Source organism: Streptomyces sp. SD31 (genome assembly GCF_052068475.1).
Lineage (GTDB): Bacteria > Actinomycetota > Actinomycetes > Streptomycetales > Streptomycetaceae > Streptomyces.
The window spans coordinates 118,035-134,590 of record NZ_JBQHCX010000003.1 but is presented as its reverse complement, the minus strand read 5'-3'; the positions used below and the strand labels follow the sequence as shown (position 1 = coordinate 134,590).

14 protein-coding genes are annotated in these 16,556 nt (G+C 69.1%); 11 read left to right on the top strand and 3 right to left on the bottom strand.

Annotated features, from left to right (window positions below):
- Positions 1 to 5 precede the first annotated feature (5 nt).
- The 11 genes from ACTMVF_RS07955 (at position 6) to metK (ending at position 12,752) form a co-directional block, all read left to right on the top strand.
- Positions 6 to 1,292 (top strand): dihydroorotase, encoded by a 1,287-nt coding sequence (locus ACTMVF_RS07955; RefSeq protein WP_441270237.1) that lies wholly within the window; start codon positions 6 to 8, stop codon positions 1,290 to 1,292.
- Complete coding sequence (locus tag ACTMVF_RS07950; protein WP_441270236.1) at positions 1,289 to 1,876, top strand: PH-like domain-containing protein; 588 nt, start codon at positions 1,289 to 1,291, stop codon at positions 1,874 to 1,876. The genes ACTMVF_RS07955 and ACTMVF_RS07950 overlap by 4 nt, the downstream gene beginning before the upstream one ends.
- Positions 1,873 to 3,030: a glutamine-hydrolyzing carbamoyl-phosphate synthase small subunit gene (gene carA / locus ACTMVF_RS07945; RefSeq protein ID WP_441270235.1), complete on the top strand. Its 1,158-nt coding sequence runs from the start codon at positions 1,873 to 1,875 to the stop codon at positions 3,028 to 3,030. Before ACTMVF_RS07950 ends, carA begins: the two co-directional genes overlap by 4 nt.
- Positions 3,023 to 6,331 carry a carbamoyl-phosphate synthase large subunit gene (carB, locus tag ACTMVF_RS07940; RefSeq protein ID WP_441270234.1) on the top strand — a complete coding sequence of 1,103 codons (3,309 nt, stop codon included), beginning with the start codon at positions 3,023 to 3,025 and terminating at the stop codon, positions 6,329 to 6,331. Before carA ends, carB begins: the two co-directional genes overlap by 8 nt.
- A gap of 74 nt (positions 6,332 to 6,405) precedes the next feature.
- Entirely contained in the window at positions 6,406 to 7,521 is a 1,116-nt protein-coding gene (locus ACTMVF_RS07935; protein WP_441270233.1) for a quinone-dependent dihydroorotate dehydrogenase, read from the top strand.
- Positions 7,518 to 8,363 (top strand): orotidine-5'-phosphate decarboxylase, encoded by an 846-nt coding sequence (gene pyrF, locus ACTMVF_RS07930; protein WP_441270232.1) that lies wholly within the window; start codon positions 7,518 to 7,520, stop codon positions 8,361 to 8,363. Before ACTMVF_RS07935 ends, pyrF begins: the two co-directional genes overlap by 4 nt.
- Before the next feature lie 286 nt (positions 8,364 to 8,649).
- Positions 8,650 to 8,973, top strand: a complete 324-nt coding sequence (locus tag ACTMVF_RS07925; protein ID WP_003977346.1) for an integration host factor — start codon at positions 8,650 to 8,652, stop codon at positions 8,971 to 8,973.
- A gap of 60 nt (positions 8,974 to 9,033) precedes the next feature.
- Positions 9,034 to 9,591, top strand: a complete 558-nt coding sequence (gmk, locus tag ACTMVF_RS07920; protein ID WP_441270231.1) for a guanylate kinase — start codon at positions 9,034 to 9,036, stop codon at positions 9,589 to 9,591.
- An 84-nt stretch (positions 9,592 to 9,675) separates the two neighbouring features.
- A complete protein-coding gene (gene rpoZ, locus ACTMVF_RS07915) occupies positions 9,676 to 9,948 on the top strand; it encodes a DNA-directed RNA polymerase subunit omega (protein WP_003988945.1) in 273 nt (90 codons plus the stop codon).
- Between the two features lie 153 nt (positions 9,949 to 10,101).
- The gene (gene coaBC, locus ACTMVF_RS07910) at positions 10,102 to 11,304 is read left to right on the top strand and encodes a bifunctional phosphopantothenoylcysteine decarboxylase/phosphopantothenate--cysteine ligase CoaBC (RefSeq protein ID WP_441270230.1); all 1,203 of its coding nucleotides are present in this window, start codon (positions 10,102 to 10,104) and stop codon (positions 11,302 to 11,304) included.
- Between the two features lie 239 nt (positions 11,305 to 11,543).
- Positions 11,544 to 12,752, top strand: a complete 1,209-nt coding sequence (metK, locus tag ACTMVF_RS07905; RefSeq protein WP_403337157.1) for a methionine adenosyltransferase — start codon at positions 11,544 to 11,546, stop codon at positions 12,750 to 12,752.
- 66 nt (positions 12,753 to 12,818) lie between these two features.
- Here the strand turns inward: metK and ACTMVF_RS07900 are convergent, their stop codons facing one another.
- Genes ACTMVF_RS07900 through ACTMVF_RS07890 form a run of 3 tightly spaced genes read right to left on the bottom strand, consistent with a single transcriptional unit; the run spans position 12,819 to position 16,533 of the window.
- Positions 12,819 to 13,925 (bottom strand): hypothetical protein, encoded by a 1,107-nt coding sequence (locus ACTMVF_RS07900; RefSeq protein ID WP_441270229.1) that lies wholly within the window; start codon positions 13,923 to 13,925, stop codon positions 12,819 to 12,821.
- Positions 13,922 to 15,826 carry a hypothetical protein gene (locus tag ACTMVF_RS07895; protein WP_441270228.1) on the bottom strand — a complete coding sequence of 635 codons (1,905 nt, stop codon included), beginning with the start codon at positions 15,824 to 15,826 and terminating at the stop codon, positions 13,922 to 13,924. Before ACTMVF_RS07895 ends, ACTMVF_RS07900 begins: the two co-directional genes overlap by 4 nt.
- Positions 15,823 to 16,533: a toll/interleukin-1 receptor domain-containing protein gene (locus ACTMVF_RS07890; protein WP_441270227.1), complete on the bottom strand. Its 711-nt coding sequence runs from the start codon at positions 16,531 to 16,533 to the stop codon at positions 15,823 to 15,825. Before ACTMVF_RS07890 ends, ACTMVF_RS07895 begins: the two co-directional genes overlap by 4 nt.
- Between the last annotated feature and the right edge of the window lie 23 nt (positions 16,534 to 16,556).

Here is a 16,556-nt window from a genome sequence, read left to right as displayed (position 1 = left end):
GACAGATGAGCAAGATCCTGATCCGTGGTGCGAAGGTGCTCGGCGGCGAGCCGCAGGACGTGCTGATCGACGGCCAGACGATCGCAGAGGTCGGCACCGCTCTGAGCGCCGAGGGCGCCGAGGTCGTCGAGGCCGGCGGCAAGGTGCTCCTGCCGGGGCTCGTCGACCTGCACACCCACCTGCGTGAGCCCGGCCGTGAGGACTCCGAGACGGTCCTCACCGGCACGCGCGCGGCGGCCTCCGGCGGTTACACCGCCGTGTTCGCCATGGCCAACACCTTCCCCGTCGCCGACACCGCCGGTGTGGTCGAGCAGGTCTACCGGCTCGGCCAGGAGCACGGTTACTGCGATGTGCAGCCCATCGGCGCCGTGACTGTCGGCCTGGAGGGCAGGAACCTCGCCGAGCTGGGCGCCATGCACGAGTCGGCTGCCGGGGTCACCGTCTTCTCCGACGACGGCAAGTGCGTCGACGACGCCGTGATCATGCGGCGGGCGCTGGAGTACGTGAAGGCCTTCGGCGGCGTCGTCGCCCAGCACGCGCAGGAGCCGCGGCTGACCGAGGGCGCCCAGATGAACGAGGGCGTCGTCTCCGCCGAGCTGGGGCTGGGCGGCTGGCCCGCGGTGGCCGAAGAATCGATCATCGCCCGGGATGTCCTGCTCGCCGAGCACGTCGGCTCCCGCGTCCACATCTGCCACCTGTCGACCGCCGGGTCCGTCGAGATCGTGCGCTGGGCCAAGTCCCGCGGCATCGACGTCACCGCCGAGGTCACCCCGCACCACCTGCTCCTCACCGACGAACTGGTGCGGACGTACAACCCGGTCTACAAGGTCAACCCGCCGCTGCGCACCGAGCGTGACGTGCTGGCGCTGCGCGAGGCGCTCGCCGACGGCACGATCGACATCGTCGCCACCGACCACGCCCCGCACCCGCACGAGGACAAGGACTGCGAGTGGGCCGCGGCCGCCATGGGGATGGTCGGCCTGGAGACCGCGTTGTCAGTGGTGCAGGAGACCATGGTGGACACCGGGCTCCTCACCTGGGCCGGGGTCGCCGAGCGCATGTCCTTCAAGCCCGCCGAGATCGGGCAGGCGAAGGGCCACGGCCGTCCCGTCTCGGCTGGTGAGCCCGCCAACCTCACGCTCGTCGACACGGAATACCGTGGGTCCGTGGACCCCGCGGGCTTCGCCTCGCGCAGCCGCAACACTCCGTACGAGGGGCGTGAGCTGCCGGGCCGTGTGACGCACACGTGGCTCCGGGGCAAGGCCACGCTCGTCGACGGGAAGCTCACGTGACACCTGCAACACTGCTCGCAGCCGGAACCGAGTTCGCGGCCGAACAGAAGTCGGCCGAAGTGACCGACTGGGCCGCCCGCGTCGGCTGGGTCGTCGGACTCCTGCTCTTCGTCGCGCTCGTCTACTGGCTGATGCGCGAGGGCTGGAAGTGGCGCGGCACGCTCCAGGGCGACCTGCCAGAGCTGCCCAGCGCGCCGGACGACCCCGGCCCGGCGAGACTGAGCATGAGCGGCCGCTACCACGGCTCGACCACCGCCGGTCAGTGGCTGGACCGCATCGTGGCGCACGGCCTGGGCACCCGCAGCCGGGTCGAGCTCACGCTGACGGACGCGGGACTGGACGTCGTACGCCCCGGGGCGGCCGACTTCTTCGTCCCGGCCGCTCAGCTGCGTGAGGCCCGGCTCGACAAGGGCATCGCCGGCAAGGTCCTGACCGAGGGCGGTCTGCTGGTCGTGACGTGGGCGCACGGCGATCGGCTGATCGACTCCGGGTTCCGTTCCGACCACGCGGCCGAGCACAACGAGTGGGTCGACCTCATTAACTCCATGATCAACACCAACAGCACGGAAGGCGCCGAACGATGACGACCTCCATCCAGGGGACCGCCTCGCCGAGGCACAAGGCGGCTCCCGCCGTACTCGTCCTCGAGGACGGCCGGAGCTTCCGCGGCCGCGCCTACGGGGCCGTGGGGGTGACCTTCGGCGAGGCCGTGTTCTCCACCGGGATGACCGGCTACCAGGAGACCCTCACCGACCCGTCGTACCACCGCCAGGTCGTCGTGATGACCGCCCCGCACGTCGGCAACACCGGTGTCAACGACGAGGACCCCGAGTCCAAGCAGATCTGGGTCGCCGGATACGTAGTGCGCGACCCCGCGCGCGTGCCGTCCAACTGGCGCTCCCGGCGCTCGCTCGACGACGAGCTGCGCGCACAGGGCGTCGTCGGCATCTCCGGCATCGACACGCGCGCGTTGACGCGCCACCTGCGGGAGCGCGGCGCCATGCGCGTCGGCATCTTCTCCGGCAACGCCCTGCCCGACGAGGGCACCATGCTCGCCGAGGTCCGCCAGGCCCCCGAGATGAAGGGCGCCGACCTCTCCGCCGAGGTCGCCACCAAGGAGGCGTACGTCGTCCCGGCGATCGGCCAGAAGAAGTTCACCGTCGCCGCCGTCGACCTGGGCATCAAGGGCATGACCCCGCACCGGATGGCCGAGCGCGGCATCGAGGTGCACGTGCTGCCCGCCACGGCGAGCGTCGAGGACGTCTACGCCGTGAACCCGGACGGCGTGTTCTTCTCCAACGGCCCCGGCGACCCGGCCACCGCCGACCACCCGGTCTCCGTCATGCAGGCGGTCCTGGAGCGCGGCACCCCGCTCTTCGGCATCTGCTTCGGCAACCAGATCCTGGGGCGGGCGCTGGGCTTCGGCACGTACAAGCTCAAGTACGGCCACCGGGGCATCAACCAGCCCGTGCAGGACCGCACGACCGGCAAGGTCGAGGTCACCGCGCACAACCACGGCTTCGCCGTCGACGCCCCGACCGACAAGGTCTCCGACACCCCCTTCGGCCGCGCCGAGGTCTCCCACGTCTGCCTCAACGACAACGTGGTGGAGGGGCTCCAGCTCCTCGACCGGCCGGCCTTCAGCGTCCAGTACCACCCCGAAGCGGCAGCGGGCCCGCACGACGCCGCCTACCTGTTCGACCGCTTCGTATCCCTGATGGAGGGCCAGCGTGCCTAAGCGCACCGATATCCAGTCCGTCCTGGTCATCGGCTCCGGCCCGATCGTCATCGGCCAGGCCGCCGAGTTCGACTACTCCGGCACCCAGGCGTGCCGCATCCTGCGCGCCGAGGGCCTGCGGGTCATCCTCGTCAACTCCAACCCGGCGACGATCATGACCGACCCGGAGATCGCCGACGCCACCTACGTCGAGCCGATCACCCCCGAGTTCGTCGAGAAGATCATCGCCAAGGAGCGCCCGGACGCGCTCCTGCCGACCCTGGGCGGCCAGACGGCCCTCAACACGGCCATCTCGCTGCACCAGGCGGGCACCCTCGACAAGTACGGCGTCGAGCTGATCGGCGCCAACGTCGAGGCCATCAACAAGGGCGAGGACCGCGACCTCTTCAAGGAGGTCGTCGAGGCCGTCCGCCAGAAGATCGGGCACGGCGAGTCCGCCCGCTCGGTCATCTGCCACTCCATGGAGGACGTCCTCGCGGGCGTCGAGACCCTCGGCGGCTACCCGGTGGTCGTCCGCCCCTCCTTCACCATGGGCGGCGCCGGCTCCGGCTTCGCGCACGACGAGGAGGAGCTGCGCCGCATCGCCGGACAGGGCCTCACGCTCTCGCCGACCACCGAGGTGCTCCTGGAGGAGTCCATCCTCGGCTGGAAGGAGTACGAGCTGGAGCTGATGCGCGACAAGCACGACAACGTCGTGGTCGTCTGCTCCATCGAGAACTTCGACCCCATGGGCGTGCACACCGGTGACTCGATCACCGTCGCGCCCGCGATGACGCTCACCGACCGCGAGTACCAGATCCTGCGCGACATCGGCATCGCCGTGATCCGCGAGGTCGGCGTCGACACCGGTGGCTGCAACATCCAGTTCGCGGTGAACCCCGAGGACGGTCGCGTGATCGTCATCGAGATGAACCCGCGCGTGTCGCGGTCCTCGGCGCTGGCCTCCAAGGCGACCGGCTTCCCGATCGCCAAGATCGCCGCCAAGCTGGCCGTCGGCTACACGCTCGACGAGATCCCGAACGACATCACGCAGGAGACCCCGGCCTCCTTCGAGCCCACGCTCGACTACGTGGTCGTGAAGGCCCCGCGCTTCGCCTTCGAGAAGTTCCCGCAGGCCGACTCCACACTGACCACCACCATGAAGTCGGTCGGCGAGGCCATGGCCATCGGCCGCAACTTCACCGAGGCCTTCCAGAAGGCGCTGCGCTCGCTGGAGAAGAAGGGCAGCCAGTTCACGTTCGTCGGCGACCCCGGCGACAAGGACGAGCTGCTCCGCGAGGCCGTGCGGCCCACCGACGGACGTATCAACGCGGTCATGCAGGCCATCCGCGCGGGCGCCACGCCCGAGGAGGTCTTCGAGTACACGAAGATCGACCCCTGGTTCGTCGACCAGCTCTTCCTCATCAAGGAGATCGCCGACGAGCTCGCCGAGGCGCCCGAGCTGACGCCCGACCTGCTGGCCGAGGCCAAGCGGCACGGCTTCTCCGACCAGCAGATCGGCGAGATCCGCGGGCTGCGTGAGAACGTCGTGCGCGAGGTGCGGCACGCGCTGGGCATCCGCCCGGTCTACAAGACGGTCGACACCTGCGCCGCCGAGTTCGCCGCGAAGACGCCGTACTTCTACTCCTCCTACGACGAGGAGACGGAGGTCGCCCCGCGGGAGAAGCCGGCCGTCATCATCCTGGGTTCCGGTCCCAACCGCATCGGTCAGGGCATCGAGTTCGACTACTCCTGCGTCCACGCCTCCTTCGCGCTGAGCGACGCCGGGTACGAGACCGTGATGGTCAACTGCAACCCGGAGACCGTCTCCACGGACTACGACACCTCCGACCGCCTGTACTTCGAGCCGCTGACGCTGGAAGACGTGCTGGAGATCGTCCACGCGGAGCAGCAGGCCGGCCCCGTCGCCGGTGTCGTCGTGCAGCTCGGTGGCCAGACCCCGCTGGGCCTCTCGCAGGCGCTGAAGGACAACGGCGTGCCGATCGTCGGTACGCCCCCGGAGGCCATCCACGCCGCCGAGGACCGGGGCGCGTTCGGACGCGTCCTGGCGGAGGCCGGCCTCCCGGCCCCGAAGCACGGCACCGCGACCACCTTCGCCGGCGCCAAGGCCATCGCCGACGAGATCGGCTACCCGGTCCTGGTGCGGCCGTCGTACGTCCTCGGCGGGCGCGGGATGGAGATCGTGTACGACGAGACCCGGCTGGAGTCCTACATCGCCGAGTCGACCGAGATCAGCCCCTCGCGGCCGGTCCTCGTCGACCGGTTCCTGGACGACGCCATCGAGATCGACGTCGACGCGCTCTACGACGGCGAGGAGCTCTACCTCGGCGGCGTCATGGAGCACATCGAGGAGGCCGGCATCCACTCCGGCGACTCGGCGTGCGCGCTGCCGCCGATCACGCTGGGCGGCTTCGACATCAAGCGCCTGCGCGCCTCGACCGAGGCCATCGCCAAGGGCGTCGGCGTCCGCGGCCTGATCAACATCCAGTTCGCGATGGCCGGGGACATCCTGTACGTCCTGGAGGCCAACCCGCGCGCGTCCCGTACGGTTCCCTTCACCTCGAAGGCGACCGCGGTGCCGCTGGCGAAGGCCGCCGCCCGGATCTCGTTGGGCGCGACCATCGCCCAGCTGCGGGCGGAGGGGATCCTCCCGGCGAACGGCGACGGCGGCGAACTGCCGCTCGACGCGCCGATCTCCGTCAAGGAGGCCGTCATGCCGTGGTCGCGCTTCCGCGACATCCACGGCCGTGGCGTCGACACCGTCCTCGGCCCGGAGATGCGCTCCACCGGCGAGGTCATGGGCATCGACTCCGTCTTCGGCACGGCGTACGCCAAGTCGCAGGCGGGCGCCTACGGTCCGCTGCCGACCAAGGGCCGCGCCTTCATCTCGGTCGCCAACCGCGACAAGCGCTCGATGATCTTCCCGGCGCGTGAACTGGTCGCCCACGGCTTCGAGTTGCTCGCCACGTCCGGCACGGCCGAGGTCCTCAAGCGCAACGGCATCAACGCCACCGTCGTGCGCAAGCAGTCCGAGGGCACCGGCCCGAACGGCGAGAAGACCATCGTCCAGCTCATCCACGACGGCGAGGTCGACCTCATCGTCAACACCCCGTACGGCACCGGCGGCCGCCTCGACGGCTACGACATCCGTACGGCGGCCGTGGCGCGGTCTGTGCCCTGCCTGACGACGGTTCAGGCACTCGCCGCCGCCGTCCAGGGCATCGACGCCCTCAACCACGGTGACGTGGGCGTGCGTTCACTGCAGGAACACGCCGAGCATCTGACCGCGGCCCGCGACTAGCAGCCCTGAGGGGGACACCGGAAACGGTGTCCCCCTCTTCATGAGGCTCACTGAGGTTTCAAGAGGACACCGACATGTACAAGCTTTTCTTCCGTCTGGTCTTCCAGCGGATGGACCCTGAGCAGGCCCACTACCTGGCATTCCGTTGGATCCGACTCGCCGTCAGGATCCCCGTGCTGCGGACTTTCGTCGCCGCCGCACTCGCACCCCGCTACGAGGAGCTCCGCACCGAGGCTTTCGGCCTGCGCATGCATGGGCCCTTCGGGCTCGCCGCCGGCTTCGACAAGAACGCCGTCGCCATCGACGGCATGTCGATGCTGGGCTTCGACCACGTCGAGATCGGCACGGTCACGGGGGAGGCGCAGCCGGGCAACCCCAAAAAGCGGCTGTTCCGCCTCGTGAAGGACCGGGCGCTGATCAATCGCATGGGCTTCAACAACGAGGGCTCGCTGGCCGTCGCGGCCCGCCTGGCGTCCCGTACGCCCGTCTTCAAGACCGTCGTGGGCGTCAACATCGGCAAGACCAAGGTCGTCCCGGAGGCGGAGGCCGTCGGCGACTACGTGAAGTCGACGGAGCGGCTGGCACCGTACGCCGACTACCTGGTGGTCAATGTCTCCTCGCCGAACACGCCCGGCCTGCGCAACCTGCAGGCCACCGAGGCGCTGCGCCCGCTGCTGACCGCCGTGCGCGAGGCCGCCGACCGTACGGTCGCGAACCGCCGTGTCCCGCTCCTGGTGAAGATCGCGCCCGACCTCGCCGACGAGGACGTCGACGCGGTCGCCGACCTGGCCGTCGAGCTGGGTCTGGACGGGATCATCGCCACGAACACCACCATCGCGCGCGAGGGGCTCGGTCTGACATCCGAATCCTCTCTGGTGAAGGAGACCGGCGGGCTCTCCGGCGCTCCCCTGAAGGCACGCTCCCTGGAGGTGCTGCGGCGCCTCTACGCGCGCGTGGGCGACCGGATCACCCTCGTGGGCGTCGGTGGCATCGAGAACGCCGAGGACGCCTGGCAGCGGATCCTGGCCGGCGCCACGCTGGTCCAGGGATACAGCGCCTTCATCTACGAGGGGCCCTTCTGGGGCCGCGCCATCCACAAGGGGCTTGCCGCACGCCTGCGTACCAGCCCGTACGACACCCTCGCCGACGCGGTCGGCGCCGACGTCAGGAAGGCCGAGGAAGCCGCATGACCGCCCTGGAACCCTTCGGTGTACGCCTCCGCCGCGCGATGGACGAGCGCGGCCCTCTGTGCGTCGGCATCGACCCGCACGCGTCCCTGCTCGCCGAATGGGGCCTGGACGACGACGTGGCCGGCCTGGAGCGGTTCAGCCGCACGGTCGTCGAGGCGATGGCCGACCGCGTCGCCGTGCTCAAGCCGCAGAGCGCGTTCTTCGAGCGCTTCGGGTCGCGCGGGGTCGCCGTCCTGGAGAAGTCGGTCGAGGAGGCACGGGCGGCCGGTGCGCTGGTGGTGATGGACGCCAAGCGCGGCGACATCGGCTCGACCATGGCCGCGTACGCCGAGTCCTTCCTCCGGAAGGACTCCCCGCTGTTCTCGGACGCGCTGACGGTGTCGCCGTATCTCGGCTACGGGGCGCTGTCGCCGGCGATCGCGCTGGCGCGCGAGAGCGGCACCGGCCTGTTCGTGCTCGCGCTGACCTCGAACCCGGAGGGCGGCGAGGTCCAGCACGCGATCCGCGCGGACGGTCGTAACGTCGGCGCCACGATGCTCGGGCACCTTGCCGTCGAGAACTCGGGGGAGGACCCCCTGGGTTCCTTCGGGGCCGTCGTCGGAGCCACGCTCGGCGACCTGTCGACGTACGACCTCGACATCAACGGCCCGCTCCTCGCGCCCGGAATCGGGGCGCAGGGAGCCACCCCCGCCGATCTTCCCCGGGTCTTCGGTGCGGCGGTGCGCAACGTCGTCCCGAACGTCAGCCGGGGCGTGCTGCGGCATGGGCCCGACGTCGTCGCGCTGCGTGACGTGGCGTCACGCTTCGCTGACGAGATCCGGGCGGCTGTGGCGGTCGACTGACTGCCGTCAGGATCGTTCGAGCCGCTCGCCGAGTCCTCCGATGAGTGGCTCGGGAGCGACTTGAGTCTGAATACATCCTCAAATCCAGGGCATTATGTCCTAAATGTCCGGCCTGACGGAGGCTGACCAGGACTTTTCCTCTGTTCTCGCTGACTCTGGCGGACTTGGCCGCTAGTCTCCGACGAGAGTGAACGGGCAAGCGTGTTGCTCGTAGCTCCCCAGGTGTGGGGCGACTAGGTTCCTCACCGGTCCGTATCCGACAGTCAACATCCGAGGTGACGTAGGCGTGGCTCTTCCGCCCCTTACCCCTGAACAGCGCGCAGCCGCGCTCGAAAAGGCCGCCGCGGCTCGCCGGGAGCGGGCCGAGGTCAAGAATCGACTCAAGCACTCCGGCGCCTCCCTTCACGAGGTCATCAAGCAGGGCCAGGAGAACGACGTCATCGGCAAGATGAAGGTCTCCGCCCTGCTCGAGTCCCTGCCGGGCGTGGGCAAGGTCCGCGCCAAGCAGATCATGGAGCGACTCGGCATCTCCGAGAGCCGCCGCGTGCGTGGCCTCGGCTCGAACCAGATCGCTTCCCTGGAGCGTGAGTTCGGCAGCACCGGCTCCTGAGTCCGGGTCACTCCGGACCGGGAGTCCCGGGCACTCCGGGATTGCTGGAATAATCGCTGCATGAGTGAACGTCCGCGACTGACCGTGCTCTCCGGCCCCTCCGGGGTCGGCAAGAGCACGGTCGTCGCCCATATGCGCAAGGAACACCCCGAGGTCTGGCTCTCGGTGTCGGCGACGACCCGCAAGCCCCGCCCCGGCGAGCGGCACGGAGTCCACTACTTCTTCGTCACCGACGAGGAGATGGACAAGCTGATCGCCAACGGCGAGCTGCTGGAGTGGGCCGAGTTCGCTGGCAACCGCTACGGCACGCCACGTGCGGCTGTGTGGGAGCGGCTGGAGGCGGGTGAGCCCGTCCTCCTGGAGATCGACCTCCAGGGCGCCCGCCAGGTCCGCGAGTCCATGGCGGAGGCCCAGCTGGTGTTCCTGGCTCCTCCCTCCTGGGAGGAGCTCGTGCGCAGACTCACCGGACGTGGCACCGAGCCGCCCGAGGTGATCGAGCGCCGTCTGGAGGCGGCGAAGGTCGAGCTGGCGGCCGAGCCGGAGTTCGATGTGACCTTGGTCAACACCTCCGTCGAGGACGTGGCCCGCGAGCTGCTAGCCTTGATGGACGTTGTGTGATCGTGATTGATCGTTGAAGCTTGGCCGTTTCGCTCAGGCTTGATCATTCACACTGAATCTTTCCCATCCATCGGAAGGTAGAGCGTGTCCTCTTCCATCTCCGCGCCCGAGGGCATCATCAACCCGCCGATCGACGAGCTCCTCGAGGCCACCGACTCGAAGTACAGCCTCGTGATCTACGCGGCCAAGCGGGCCCGCCAGATCAACGCGTACTACTCGCAGCTCGGCGAGGGCCTCCTCGAGTACGTCGGTCCGCTCGTCGACACCCACGTCCACGAGAAGCCGCTCTCGATCGCCCTGCGCGAGATCAACGCGGGTCTCCTGACGTCCGAGGCCGTCGAGGGCCCGGCGCAGTGAGCCTGGCGAAGTAAGTAAGTATTTTTCAGCTTTGAGCTGGCTTTTCCACAGGCCCGGCAGCGTGCTGTCGGGCCTGTGGTCTGCTCGGGGGCGCGGGGGGCGTCCCCCGCTGTGATGCAGCATGGAGTCGTCGGTTCAATGAGTGGAGGCCCGGTGGACAAGCCCAAGGTCGTTCTGGGGGTCAGCGGCGGCATCGCCGCGTACAAGGCCTGTGAGCTGCTGCGCAGACTCACGGAGTCAGGGCATGACGTCCGGGTCGTGCCCACGGCCTCCGCGCTGCACTTCGTCGGCGCCGCCACCTGGTCCGCCCTGTCCGGCCACCCCGTCTCGACGGAGGTCTGGGACGACGTCCACGAGGTTCCGCACGTCCGCATCGGCCAGCAGGCCGACCTGGTGGTCGTCGCCCCGGCCACGGCCGACACGCTCGCGAAGGCCGCGCACGGCCTCGCCGACGACCTGCTGACCAACACCCTGCTCACCGCCCGCTGCCCGGTCGTCTTCGCGCCCGCCATGCACACCGAGATGTGGGAGCACCCGGCCACCCAGGAGAACGTGGCGACGCTGCGCCGCCGCGGCGCTGTCGTCATCGAGCCCGCCGTCGGCCGCCTCACCGGCGTCGACACGGGCAAGGGCCGACTGCCCGAGCCCGCGGAGATCTTCGAGGTCTGTCGCCGGGTCCTGGCCCGGGGCGTCAGAGAGCCGGACCTCAAGGGCCGGCACGTCGTCGTGAGCGCCGGCGGCACCCGCGAGCCCCTCGACCCGGTCCGCTTCCTCGGCAACCGCTCCTCCGGCAAGCAGGGCTACGCCCTCGCCCGCACCGCCGCCGCCCGGGGCGCCCGGGTCACGCTGCTCGCGGCGAACACCGGCTTGCCCGACCCGGCGGGCGTGGACGTCGTGCAGGTCGGCACGGCCGTCCAGCTGCGGGAAGCGGTCCTCAAGGCGGCCGCGGACGCCGACGCGGTGGTGATGGCGGCCGCGGTCGCGGACTTCCGCCCGGCCACGTACGCCGCCGGAAAGATCAAGAAGAGGGACGGCCAGGATCCGGACCCCATCGTCCTGGTGCGGAATCCGGACATCCTCGCGGAGATCTCGGCCGACCGCGCCCGCCCCGGCCAGGTGATCGTCGGCTTCGCCGCCGAGACGGACGACGTCATGGCCAACGGCCGCAACAAGCTGGCACGCAAGGGCTGCGACCTGCTGGTGGTGAACGAGGTGGGCGAGCGCAAGACCTTCGGTTCGGAGGAGAACGAGGCGGTCGTCCTGGGCGCCGACGGCAGCGAGACACCCGTACCGCACGGGCCCAAGGAAGCCCTGGCCGAAATCGTGTGGGACCTGGTGACGCGGCGACTGGTGTGAATGTTTGATGCGCTGCGGCTCTCTCCCGAGCCTTGCTCGATTCGGGTGTGGCGCCCCTGGCCAAGGGCGTGCGGCATTGGGCAGAATGCCCGTGCCGCAGGTCACAGCGCTCCCGAGAGGCGAGACAGGGGGCCCGCGGCCGAACGCGACAGATAAACTGTCCTCGGACGACGCCGGGCGCAGCTCCCGTCCCGTCCGCCAATGATCAGCCAGCAGCCGCTGCAACCACAGGGAGCGTTGTGTCCCGTCGCCTGTTCACCTCGGAGTCCGTGACCGAGGGTCACCCCGACAAGATCGCTGACCAGATCAGCGACACCATTCTCGACGCGCTTCTGCGCGAGGACCCGACCTCTCGGGTCGCCGTCGAGACCCTGATCACGACCGGCCTGGTGCACGTGGCCGGAGAGGTCACGACCAAGACGTACGCGGACATCGCGACGCTGGTCCGCAACAAGATCCTCGAGATCGGCTACGACTCCTCGAAGAAGGGCTTCGACGGCGCCTCCTGCGGTGTCTCCGTCTCGATCGGCGCGCAGTCGCCGGACATCGCGCAGGGCGTGGACACGGCGTACGAGTCCCGGGTCGAGGGCGACGAGGACGAGCTGGACCGCCAGGGCGCCGGTGACCAGGGCCTGATGTTCGGCTACGCGACGGACGAGACGCCGACGCTGATGCCGCTGCCGATCTTCCTGGCGCACCGCCTGTCCAAGCGCCTCTCCGAGGTCCGCAAGAACGGCACCATCCCCTACCTGCGCCCCGACGGCAAGACGCAGGTCACCATCGAGTACGACGGCGACAAGGCGGTCCGCCTGGACACGGTCGTGGTCTCCTCGCAGCACGCGAGCGACATCGACCTGGACTCGCTCCTCGCGCCCGACATCCGGGAGTTCGTGGTCGAGCCGGAGCTCAAGGCCCTCCTCGACGACGGCATCAAGCTCGACACCGAGAACTACCGCCTCCTGGTCAACCCCACCGGCCGCTTCGAGATCGGCGGCCCGATGGGTGACGCGGGCCTGACCGGCCGCAAGATCATCATCGACACGTACGGCGGCATGGCCCGCCACGGCGGTGGCGCCTTCTCGGGCAAGGACCCGTCCAAGGTGGACCGCTCGGCGGCGTACGCGATGCGCTGGGTCGCCAAGAACGTCGTCGCCGCGGGCCTCGCCTCCCGCTGCGAGGTGCAGGTGGCCTACGCGATCGGCAAGGCCGAGCCGGTCGGCCTGTTCATCGAGACCTTCGGCACGGCCAAGATCGACGCCGAGAAGATCGAGAAGGCCATCGACGAGGTCTTCGACCTGCGCCCGGCCGCCATCATCCGCGACCTGGACCTGCTCCGCCCGATCTACGCTCAGACGGCCGCCTACGGCCACTTCGGCCGTGAGCTGCCGGAGTTCACGTGGGAGCGGACGGATCGGGTGGAGGCGTTGCGGAAGGCTGTGGGGCTGTAAGGCCCTGGCTCTTCGGTCTGTGCGAGGCCCGGTTCCCCTGTGCGGGGTGCCGGGCCTCGGCGCTTGTCAGACGTCGTACGGCTGGTCGTTGTCGTCCTCCGGCGCCGCGGCTGCGCCGGCAGCGTTCGGATACGAAGGTGCCTGCAGCCCACCGAAGCGCCGGCGTATTTCTTCCGCGGTCACGGCGTCCCGCGAAGCGATCGCCATCGCCACTTGTTCGGCGACGAGCGCGGCCTCGTCCTCTCCGGGACGGAACCCGACCTTGCGGAAGAAGTCGGAGAACAGATCCGCAGGGGTGGCGGCCGGGTGCTCGAAGGGGGTTTCTCCCTGGACGGGGGCCGTCATCGCCCAGTCCTGCTCGGGAGGAGGCGGATACGCCTCCGGGACCAGGTATCGGAAGGGCTCGTCGACTTCCCGGTCGTTCGCCGCCGACGAGAGCCTGGCCAGGAGGCCGATGTCCTTCACGGTCTTCTCGACGTGGTCGTCGTTCTTCGCCAGCCACCACACGACCGCTCTGCCCGTGCTCGTGAGCACGTCATTGCCCAGGTACTCGCGCTTGTTCTGTTCGTACTTGCGTTGGTGTTCCCACACGGCCTCGTCCTTGCGGATCGCCGCCAACCGGGCCAGCCGTTCCTGGTCCTCGTCCGTGAGAGTCAGCTCGACCTCCAGGGCCATCGTGCGCAGGTAACCGTCGCGGTCCGGTTCCATGACGGCCAGCGCGGCGTTGAGTTGATGCTGGACGAGGGAGCTTCTGAACGGGTGCATGGTCGACGTGATCCGGCCGGCGCGGGCGAGTACGGACTCCACAGCCAGCGCGCCGGGGTTGACCAGCTGGTCACTGGTCACGGGGTCGACCGGGATCCAGCGCACCCGGGCGGAGAACAGGAAGTCGTAGTCGGGCTCGCTGCTTGCCAGTGGGACCCTGCTCACGTACTGCTCCTGGCGTTCCACGGGTGGGGGAGCCGGTTGCTCGATCAGGGACCCGGGTGGGAAGGGATCGCGTTTGCGTGCGCGGATCGCCGAGTGCGTCGCGATGGACCATAGGGCGAGGAGCATGGCGATCGCGCTCAGCCACATCCACATGGGCCAGTGCAGTGTCAGCCCGAGGATGAGGACGATCAGCGCGCTGATGAGGCTGAGGAACGCCGAGACGGTCTTCTGGCCGGAGCTCATGCAGACACCTCCGATTCGGGCGCCCGACGTGTGAAACGAGCACGCTGCGCGATGTTGATCGATTGCAGGAGGCGGGAGGCCAGTTCGGGCGAGACGGTCCGCCGGGCGTCCGCGTAGATACGGCTGATCACCGGGTAGCGTGCGTCGGACGCGTCCACCAAGATGCCCAAGGCTGCTTCGACGAGGGCCTCGTCGTCGATCCGGTCGGCTGTGGCCAGCCAGTGTGCGGCGCATGGAGCCCAGCGATGCGAGGTGAGCAGGTCGAAGGCCATGCGCCAGCAGGTGGTGAGCCATTGCCGCGTCGGTGCCGCGAGAAGGAAATCGTCAGGGAACCTCGCGAAGTCCAGGAAGAGATCCGCGTCCGCACGGTGGTGCCGTGGGTTTGTGGTGGCCAGCCTGGCGAGTAGACGGCGCTGCAGTCGGACGTCCTGGTTCACGTAGTCGAGCAGGGCCCGGCGGGCTATGACGCCCGGGTGCGGCTCGTTGCGGGCGAGGTGGTGGAGTCGTACGAGAGCTGGTTCCGGGTGGTGGATCGACATCACCTTTGCGCACACTTCGACCAGTACCTCGCGCAGATGCTTCGACGGCCGCCCGGTGCTCCAGGTGTAGATCTTCGATCGGAACTCGCCGTCCCACTGCTCGTCCTCGACGCCACGTTTGAGGAGATGAGCGGCAGCTCGTACCTCGGTCCAGCGATGTGCCGAGTCCTGGGTCCACCGCTCGACGAGGTCGGTGACCCGTTCGTGCTCGCCCGTGCTCAGGCACAGGGCGGTGAACCGGACCACGAGCTCCGCGAGGTCCGTCTCGTCGAGTTCGCGCAGTTTCAGGGCTTTGCACACCCACGTGTTCAGCGGCCCCCGGACGTCCGGCAGGTCGGCCCAGAAGTGGTGACGCGCCGCCTCCGCGAAGCCGGGCTGGGTGAAGCGCACCCGTGAGTCCGAGCCCAGTTCGGCTCCCACCGCCTCCAGCCGCAGGGAAAGGCCCTTGTGCTCCAGGAGCGGGCGGTCGTCATGGGCGGAACCAGCCTCCTCCACGAGGAGGTTCGTGGCGCGGTGCACGGCCTCGGTCCGTGCGCCGTCCAACATGGCCGCGGCAAGGAACAGAGCGCGCTGTCTGCCCTTGCGCAGTCGCCGTACGGCCTCGGCCACTTCGCGTGTGCGGTCCGTCTGGGCGGCGAGGGCAGCCTCGCACCACGCGGCGAAATCGCCCTGCCCTCGGGCGGCCGCGATGCGCTGGGCCAGTCGGGCCAGGTCGCCCATGGCGGGCTCAGTGTCCAGATACGTGCGCAATGCGGAGGGAGCCAGATCTCGGACGTTCTCCTGCACTCCGGCGAGCCACAGATGCCGGTTGACGACCTCCCACGCGTCCGGCCGCTCGATCTTTTTGCTGAACTGCGTGAATTGCGGCGAGAGGTGGTCCCTGTACCCCTGGGGCGGCACTATCGCGAGGAACGCGCTCTTGTGGAGGACTTCATGGCGGAACGCGGACAGTTCCTCGTGCACGAAGTGCCATGTCGCCTGATCCGCCGAGGACAGGTCGAGGAGCATCCGGTCCCGTTCACCGACGAGGTCGGTGGAGAGCCACCGCTCGGAGTTCGGCTCCGGCTTCTCAGGCGTGAGTTCGTGATACATCCCGCTGTCGCGAGGGAGTTCACACAGGAGGACCCGGGCCGCCGAACTCCTTCCACTGCCGGGCTCTCCGTCGACGATGACGGTGTGCTCGCCCGCCAAGGTGTCGTATGCGTCATTGATGCCGTGTGGACGCGCGAACTGGCGCTGCAGGTTGACGAGCTGGTCCTCGGCGACACGGCGGGGCGTGACGGGGGGAGTGCTGAGGAGGGATGGGGGTGCGTCCCCGATGTAGGTGTTGAAGGTGTAGCTGCCGCCGCTCCCCTCGCTCACTTCTCGTCGTCCTCCTCAGGCCGCGAGCGTCCGAAGTTCTGCCGTATGCCGCCCTCGTTGCCGCCCTGGAAGTAGTTGCCACCATCGCCCATGCGTACGTTGCTGGGACCGATATGAACGGGGCCGTGGGCCTCGCGGACGGTGCTGATGTCTCCGTTGACCGTGCTCCCTTGCACGGAAGTGCCGTAGACGTCACCCACGGTGTTGTGGTGCGGGGCGGAGGGTTGCTCGGCGTCCGCCTCTCGGTCGGCCGCGGCCAGCTCCGGGATCAGCCGCGCCAGCGTGTCGCCGATCTGCTTCAGGTCGTACTCCTTGTTCTGGTGGTCGTAGCGCAGACTCTGGCAGTCCGCGAGCTTCCTCAGGGGGTTAGGCAGGTCGTCCTTGGCGGGGCGTTCGGTCCTGCGGCCGAGCAGCACGGGGATGACCCGGATGTCACAAAGGAACGCCTCCTGGATCTCCCTGCGTACCCAGTCGCCGTCGCTCCGCAGCGCCTCGTGCCCGATCCAGCCGGGGCCGATGAGGGCCAGGAGCGCCCCGCTGCGCCGCACACCGTGGATCAGGTGGCCGTCGAAGGGCGTGCCGGGCGGGATCGACTTGCTGGCGTAGTAGATCCGATCCTTCCCGAACCGAGTGGACAGGGCTCCCTCGATGGTGGCGGCGGCCTGCTCTCCGTCGCCGGAACGGTAATTGATGAAGACATCGGGCATGGCAGATCGGCCTCTCTGTCGGA